Source organism: Streptomyces erythrochromogenes, assembly GCF_040684695.1.
Taxonomy (GTDB): Bacteria; Actinomycetota; Actinomycetes; order Streptomycetales; family Streptomycetaceae; genus Streptomyces; species Streptomyces erythrochromogenes_C.
In genome coordinates this window covers 129525-136054 of sequence record NZ_JBFBGM010000024.1, presented here as the reverse complement: position 1 = coordinate 136054, position 6530 = coordinate 129525, and the positions used below count along the sequence as shown (strand labels likewise).

At 73.9% G+C, this 6530-nt stretch carries 9 protein-coding genes; 4 read left to right on the top strand and 5 right to left on the bottom strand.

Annotated elements, in window-relative coordinates; all coding sequences use genetic code 11:
* Positions 1-56: 56 nt before the first annotated feature.
* Positions 57-278, bottom strand: a complete 222-nt coding sequence (locus AB0O53_RS29380; protein ID WP_350997399.1) for a hypothetical protein — start codon at positions 276-278, stop codon at positions 57-59.
* Positions 279-569: 291 nt separating this feature from the next.
* Between AB0O53_RS29380 and AB0O53_RS29375 the strand changes: the two genes are divergently transcribed.
* Positions 570-1325, top strand: coding sequence for a crotonase/enoyl-CoA hydratase family protein (locus tag AB0O53_RS29375; protein ID WP_365199645.1), 756 nt, complete (start codon positions 570-572; stop codon positions 1323-1325).
* A 26-nt stretch (positions 1326-1351) separates the two neighbouring features.
* Positions 1352-1957 (top strand): 2'-5' RNA ligase family protein, encoded by a 606-nt coding sequence (locus AB0O53_RS29370; protein ID WP_365199637.1) that lies wholly within the window; start codon positions 1352-1354, stop codon positions 1955-1957.
* Here the strand turns inward: AB0O53_RS29370 and AB0O53_RS29365 are convergent.
* A complete protein-coding gene (locus AB0O53_RS29365) occupies positions 1946-2884 on the bottom strand; it encodes a LysR family transcriptional regulator (protein ID WP_365199634.1) in 939 nt (312 codons plus the stop codon). The genes AB0O53_RS29370 and AB0O53_RS29365 overlap by 12 nt on opposite strands.
* A gap of 71 nt (positions 2885-2955) precedes the next feature.
* On the opposite strand from AB0O53_RS29365, the gene AB0O53_RS29360 reads away from it, so the two are divergent.
* A complete protein-coding gene (locus AB0O53_RS29360) occupies positions 2956-3609 on the top strand; it encodes a maleylpyruvate isomerase family mycothiol-dependent enzyme (RefSeq protein WP_350997390.1) in 654 nt (217 codons plus the stop codon).
* Positions 3610-4098: 489 nt separating this feature from the next.
* Here AB0O53_RS29360 and AB0O53_RS29355 read toward each other — a convergent pair whose 3' ends face one another.
* Both AB0O53_RS29355 and AB0O53_RS29350 read right to left on the bottom strand, forming a co-directional pair.
* Positions 4099-4293 (bottom strand): antitoxin, encoded by a 195-nt coding sequence (locus AB0O53_RS29355; protein WP_350997387.1) that lies wholly within the window; start codon positions 4291-4293, stop codon positions 4099-4101.
* 115 nt (positions 4294-4408) lie between these two features.
* A complete protein-coding gene (locus tag AB0O53_RS29350; protein WP_365199631.1) occupies positions 4409-5284 on the bottom strand; it encodes a YwqG family protein in 876 nt (291 codons plus the stop codon).
* 107 nt (positions 5285-5391) lie between these two features.
* Between AB0O53_RS29350 and AB0O53_RS29345 the strand changes: the two genes are divergently transcribed.
* On the top strand, positions 5392-5628 hold the full coding sequence (locus AB0O53_RS29345) for a hypothetical protein (protein ID WP_350997382.1): 237 nt from the start codon (positions 5392-5394) through the stop codon (positions 5626-5628).
* A 177-nt stretch (positions 5629-5805) separates the two neighbouring features.
* On the opposite strand, the gene AB0O53_RS29340 is transcribed toward AB0O53_RS29345, so the two are convergent.
* Complete coding sequence (locus AB0O53_RS29340; protein WP_365199629.1) at positions 5806-6303, bottom strand: C40 family peptidase; 498 nt, start codon at positions 6301-6303, stop codon at positions 5806-5808.
* Between the last annotated feature and the right edge of the window lie 227 nt (positions 6304-6530).

The window sequence follows — 6530 nt, the reverse complement described above, 5'->3', positions numbered from 1 at the left end:
GTCCGTACGGACCGTGCCGGCCGGCGCCGGCCGCCGGCGGGAGGATCCCGGGGGAGCTACCACTCGGGGTGGACGTCGTGGCTGTCGTAGCGGTCTCCGGCCGCCGTGATCCAGGGCCGGAAGCGGCCGGGCCCGGTGCTGTCGTGGGCATAGGTGACCGGCTCACGGGCGTCGTCGGTGACGATCACGGCCCCGGCCCGCTGGGCGCTGCGCAGGGCATGGGTCCAGTGGCGGCCGCGGTGGCCGGTGCGGTAGTCGGGGATCTTGCACTGGGACATCTCGGGAATCACCGATCGGGTCTCGTCATCGGATTGCGACAGGGCGTATACCCCGTTCGGCCTGGTCCGAACGTGCGGGTCCGGGCCGCCGGGGATCCCGCGACCCCGGGCCCCTCTCGTACCGGGGCCGTGATTGCTCCAGAGTGGTCGTCCGCACCTGACGCACCTCCCTTGCATCCGACGACACCACTCGACCCATGGAGATCCGCCGTGGCCACGACCCCCGAACCGGCAAGGCCGACGCCCGCCGCCCCGCCTGCAGAACCGGACGCCGGACCGGACGCCGTCCGGATCGAACGCGACGGCCCGGTCACCACGGTGATCCTCGGCCGCCCGGCAGCCCGCAACGCGGTCGACGGTCCGACGGCGGCCGCGCTCGCCGACGCCTTCCGCGCGTTCGAAGCGGACGAGGCCGCGTCCGTCGCCGTCCTGTGGGGCGAGGGCGGTACGTTCTGCGCCGGCGCGGACCTCAAGGCCGTCGGGACCGACCGCGGCAACCGGGTGGCCGCCGGGGGCGACGGACCCATGGGCCCCACCCGGATGCACCTGACCAAGCCGGTGATCGCCGCGATCAGCGGGCACGCGGTGGCCGGCGGCCTCGAACTGGCCCTGTGGGCCGACCTGCGGGTGGCCGAGGAGGACGCCACGCTCGGCGTGTTCTGCCGCCGCTGGGGCGTGCCCCTGATCGACGGCGGTACGGTCCGGCTGCCCCGCCTGATCGGCGAGAGCCGCGCCATGGACCTCATCCTCACCGGCCGCCCGGTGACCGCCGCCGAGGCGCACGCCATCGGGCTGGTCAACCGCCTCGTACCGGTCGGCGAAGCCCGCCGGGCGGCCGAACGCCTCGCGCACGAGATCGCCGGGTTCCCGCAGCTGTGCCTGCGCCACGACCGGCTCTCCGTACGGGAACAGCACGGTCTGGGAGAGCGGGAGGCCCTGGCCGCCGAGTACCGGCACGGCCTCGTACCGCTCACCGCGGGGGAGACGCAGGCGGGCGCCGACCGCTTCGCGGCGGGAGCCGGCCGCCACGGATCCTTCACCGGCTGAGCGGGCTCCGGGGGCATGATGACCGTGTGAACGTGTCCCCGGCCGCCGGCGGCGCAGCCGGCGTCCCCGGTTTCCTCACGGCGGCTCCCACCCCCCGGACCGCCGTCGTATGGCTCCCCCCGGACGGGCTGTGGGCTGCGATCCAGGGCATCCGGACCGTGCACGACCCCCAGATCCGCCGCTGGCCCCCGCACGTGAACCTGGTCTTCGGCTTCGTCCCGGAGGCCGACTTCGACCGGGCCGCCCCGCTGCTGGCCGCCGCGGCGAGCGGCATCGAGCCCTTCGACATCAGGCTCAGCGGGGTGCGCGCCTTCCGGCACCGGAACCGTGCCCGGGCCACCGTATGGCTGGACCCCGCCGCGGCCGGCCTCGCCCCGTGGACGGCGCTCCGGGAGAGCCTGGCGGAACCCTTCCCGGCGTGCCGCGGCCGGTACCCGGCGTTCACCCCCCACCTCTCGCTCGGACGCACCCACGACCCGCGGAGCCTGTCCGTCCAGTGCGCGGCCCGCCTGGGCAGCACGGCGGCACGCGTCGACGAGGTCGTCCTCCTCTCCCGCCGCGGTGACGGGCCGATGCGGCCCCGAGCCGCGGTGGCCCTGGGCACGGGCGCGACCACCTGGTCAGACCGGTGATCCCGTCCCCGCGTCCCCGGGCACGTCGGGCAGCGCGGCGTCCAGGCGCTCCAGCAGGGCCCGCGCCGCGGGGCCCGCGGGCCCCGCGGCCGGGCGGGCGAGGACGATACGGGCCCGCAGGCCGTCCCCCGCGAGGCGCAGGGCGCGCAGCCCACCGCCGACGCCCGGTCCCTCCTCCCCGAGCGGCAGTACGGCGACGCCCAGGCCGCGGGCGGCGAGCTGCGCGAGGACCGGCGGGGACGCCGCCTCGAAGGCGACTCGGGGCCGGAACCCCGCGCGGGCGCAGCCCCGTTCGAGGGCGGCCCGTACGCCGGTCCCGCGCGGCAGACAGATCAGCGGCCGGCCGCGCAGCTCGGCCAGCGGCACCGCGGTGCGCCCGGCGGGGTCGAGCAGCGGGTCCCCGGGCGCGACGGCGGCACCGAGCGGAGCATCGACGACGGTCCGGTAGGAGAGCCCCGGCGGGGTCTCCTCCGTCGTGGGCCCGAGGAGGGCGATGTCGATCTCGCCCGCGAGGAGAGCGGCCTGCATCCGCTCCGAGGTGTCCTCGGTCAGTGCGATCTCCAGAGCGGGATGCGCGGCGTGGAAATCGGCGAGGAGCGCGGCGACGTCGAAGGCGTGGCCGGTGGCGCCGGAGACCAGTCCGAGCGTGACCTTCCCGCGCAGCAGTCCGGTGTGCTCGTCCACGGTCTGCCGCACCGCGTCCGCGGCGGCCAGCGCGGCCCGTGCGTACGGCAGGACGGCCCGGCCCACCTCGGTCGGCGTCACCGACCGGCCGGACCGGTCGAGCAGGGGCTGCCCGAGCTCCTTCTCCAACTGGCGTATCTGGGCGCTCAGTCCGGGCTGGGCCAGATGCAGGCGGGCGGCGGCGCGGGTGAAACCGCCCTCGTCGACGACGGCGACGAGATAGCGCAACTGGCGGAGCTCCATAAGCGGTGATTCTAGTGCGCAGCACATCAATCTATTGGAGGTATGGGCTTGTTGGCGCCAGGCTGGACCACATGGCGAACACGACTTCTCACCAGGCGCGGAAGGCCGAGGTCAGGGCCTTGATCGCGGCGGAACGCCGGGAGTTGGCCGATCTGCTCGACGGCCTGCGGGACGACCAGTGGGACGAGCCCAGCCTGTGCGCGGGCTGGCGGGTCCGTGAGGTGGCGGCCCACATGTCGATGGGGTTCCGCCTCTCCTTGCCCGCGACCGTGGTCCAACTGGCCCGGGCGCGCGGGAACCTGCACCGCATGACCGACCGGGTCGCACGCAGGGACGCGGCCGCCCACACCCCGGCCGAGCTCGCGGCGTTCCTGCGCGACGGCGCCCATCACCCCTGGACGCCACCGGTCGGCGGTCTCGCGGCCGCCCTCGGCCACGACGTGGTGCACGGCCTGGACGTCACGGTCGCCCTCGGCCTCGGCCGACGCGTCCCGGAGGACCGGCTGCGCCTCCTGCTCGACGGCATCCGGCCCGGCGGACTGAAGTTCTTCGGCGTGAACCTCGACGGCGTGCGGCTGCGCGCCGAGGACCTGGACTGGTCGTACGGATCCGGGTCCCCCGTCCACGGCGCGGCCCAGGACCTGCTCCTGCTCGCCTTCGGCCGCAGACTGCCGCCGGGCAGCCTCCGCGGCGCCCCGAGCCACCGCTTCACGGCCGGAGGGTGAGGCGGGTGAAGTACTCCGTAGAGAGGATCCGCGTGCGGCCCGAGGTCCCCGACCTCCGACTCCGGATGCGTGGCCAGGCGGACGGCTGCGGGCTGCCACGGATCGCCCGCCTCGGGATGCAGGTGCGGGTGGGTCGCGGTGCCGCCGAGGGGTGTCTCCTCGGCTCGGCGCGTACGGCCACTTCACGGCTGTACCCGGTGGTCGCGCGCTCGTCCTGCGGGGACACCCCTCACCGTCCCCGCTCCAGCAGCGCGAGCCCGGTTCCCGGAAGCACCGGAGCAGTGGCGTGGGGTGGGGACACGGCGGAGTGTCCCCGCAGGACGAGCGCGCAACCTGGGCCGCCTGGCCGCGAGGTACCCGCACGCGCCGAGCCGAGGAGACACTCCGGCGGGGCACCGCCCCACCCCTCGCATCCCGCCCCGCGGAAACCCGGCCACCCCGGCGGAAGCCGCCTGGCCCAGGCCGGAGCGCGGGGCGACCCCGTAGGGGTCAGGCCTGGGGCGGCGGGGGGTTGCCCTGGTCGCGGCGCAACTGCTCCTTGAGCTTGTCCTGGGCGGTGTCGACCTGGCTGCTGTACTTGTTCTGGGTCTTGCCGTCGACGTAGTCGCCGGCCTTGTCGATGCCCTGTTCGGCCTGGCTCTCGTGGCCGCGCAGCATCTGCTTGAGCTTGTCCATCATCGACACGACGGTCTCCTTTGCGTCCGTCCCCCACGGCCAGGGTTCCCGATGATCGACCGGGCCGCATCCGCGAGCCTCTGACCTGCGTGGATGCCGGTCACGTCGGCCACCTCCGGGGAAGTCAGCAGCACTGCCAGGTGAACATGGCCTCCTCGAAGCGGCCCGCCGCCAGGTCGGCCGGGCGGATCAGCCAGTACACAGTGCCCGCGTCGCCCCACATCATGTCCGCCGCCTCGTCGGTGTCGATCTGCGCGAGCAGCACCCATTCGGCGGCTGCTTCGTCCAGTCGGGCGTCCTGCCCCACGGCCTCCGGGCCGAGGACGCCGCGCGCGACCTCCCATTCCACCGGCTCCTGCACCGGCACGGGGTGGCCGCCGATCCGGTGCCCGGAGCGGCTGGGGTGGGTGTCGAGGGCGCGGAGGGCGGAGTCGAAGGGGCGCGCGTTGACCGGATGCGTGCGCCAGGCGCGTGTGTCGAGGCCCTCGCCGAAGGCGGCGCGGACGGTCGGTGCGTCGGACGTGGGCACGCTCAGCCCCGCCTGCGCGGTGAGCGCCACTTCCGGGTAAGGGGAGAGCGCATCGGGGGCGGGGTGCCGACGGGTGGGCGTGCCGGCCGGTACGTGCAGCACTCGGGAGCCCGCCCGCGTCCCCGGGTCACCCGGGTAGACCATGCAGTCCTCGTCGTCGAGGCGCCCGTCGAGGAGGAAGAAGAGGAGGGTTCCGGAAGCGGGCAGGGCGAGCCCGCTGTCGCCGGCCGCCGAGAGGGCCGCGCAGTCGAGGGACATGAGGTGGGAGAGCGGGCCGTGGCCGTCCCACTCGGGCCACGGCTTGCCGAGGGGCAGGTCCGGCAGGCCGCCGAGCCGACCCGCCACCGGTCCGTCGTCGGCGTGCGCCAGCCGCAGGCCCGGCCTGAGCAGGGCGATCCACCGGGCGCAGTCGTCGGGGGAGAGGAGACGGTGGGCGAGTTCGTGCAGGGCTTCGGCGGGAGCATGGGTCATGTGCCGATCATGCACGGCCGCTCCGACAGTGCCCGCGGGCGTGCCGTCCCGGGCGCCCGGCGCGCTGCCGATCGGCGGGACGGGGCTCGGCATGGAACGATTTGCGCATGACAGAGAGCATGAGCCCGTACATGGCCTCGCCGCGTGTCACCGTCCTGGGGGTGCAGCCCGGCGATCCGCCCTTCCGGATCGTCGAGATCGACGGGGAGATGGTCAGCAGGGCGCAGTCCATGACCGATGTGATCCTGGTCGCCGCGGACGCGGGCATCACCATCCACGACCTCGACGATCCCGACGCCGTCCGCTGGGTCGGCGGCGGGAAGCTCACCTGGCGGCTGCACTAGGGAAGCAGTGCCGCGCCGGGCCGGCGCGCCGTGCCTTCGCCCGCTTCCGGGTCACGCGTGCCACCGAGAAGGGATCGGTGACCCGGGTTCGGTCGACGTGCAGGCGCGCGTACGGCTGCCACCGCCTGTGCGGCGGTGAGCGTGGGCGCGGACGGCGCGGATGAGGATGGTCGCGGATCAGGTGGCGCGTCCGTAGCGGACCGCTTCGCTCCAGATCCGTTCCAGACGCACGGTCGTGCCGGGGCGGGGAGCGTGCCAGATCCGGTCGTCGCCGGCGTAGATGCCGACGTGGCCCATGGTCGCTCCTCGGGGGAAGAAGACCAGGTCACCGGCCGTGCGATCGGCCTTGGGGATGTGGCGGGTGTGTTCGTACTGCTGCTCGGCCGTGCGCGGGAGGCGTTTGCCGGCCTTCTTGAACGCGTAGAGGGTGAGTCCCGAGCAGTCGAAGCGTTTGGGGCCCGTGGCGCCGTACGCGTACGGCGAGCCCTGTTTGGAGGCGGCCACCGCGACGGCTTTCTCGCCGTACGACGGTGCCGCGTGAGCCGGGTCCGCGGGGCCGGTCAGGGCGCCGGCCGCGAGGAGCAGTATGAAGAAGACGGCGCGCACTCTCGGGCAACAGCACATCGGAGAAGTGCCCTTGGGGGCCTTTCGGAAGTCGGTCCTGGAGCAGGACATCGTGACACCTCCGCAATCGGTTGGCAGGCGACAAATTCAGCTCAGCGGCCTGGTCCTGTTCTCGGTGGCAGTCGTCTTGGCTCTGACGGCGGACCAGTTTTCCCGGACGTCCTTTCCCCGCCGTTATGGACACGATGTGATTTGTCCCGATTTTGCGTTCGATTCGAGATGATAGGCATGGATGATTTACACACCGTGACGACGCGACGGTGAAGCCACCGCCGATG

Bases quoted from the DNA above. Each gene is read 5' to 3' on its own strand.
- AB0O53_RS29350 (WP_365199631.1), bottom strand. From the start codon at position 5,284: ATGACCCATGCTCCCGCCGAAGCCCTGCACGAACTCGCCCACCGTCTC.
- AB0O53_RS29345 (WP_350997382.1), top strand. From the start codon at position 5,392: ATGACAGAGAGCATGAGCCCGTACATGGCCTCGCCGCGTGTCACCGTC.
- AB0O53_RS29365 (WP_365199634.1), bottom strand. From the start codon at position 2,884: ATGGAGCTCCGCCAGTTGCGCTATCTCGTCGCCGTCGTCGACGAGGGC.
- AB0O53_RS29360 (WP_350997390.1), top strand. From the start codon at position 2,956: ATGGCGAACACGACTTCTCACCAGGCGCGGAAGGCCGAGGTCAGGGCC.
- AB0O53_RS29340 (WP_365199629.1), bottom strand. From the start codon at position 6,303: ATGTCCTGCTCCAGGACCGACTTCCGAAAGGCCCCCAAGGGCACTTCT.
- AB0O53_RS29380 (WP_350997399.1), bottom strand. From the start codon at position 278: ATGTCCCAGTGCAAGATCCCCGACTACCGCACCGGCCACCGCGGCCGC.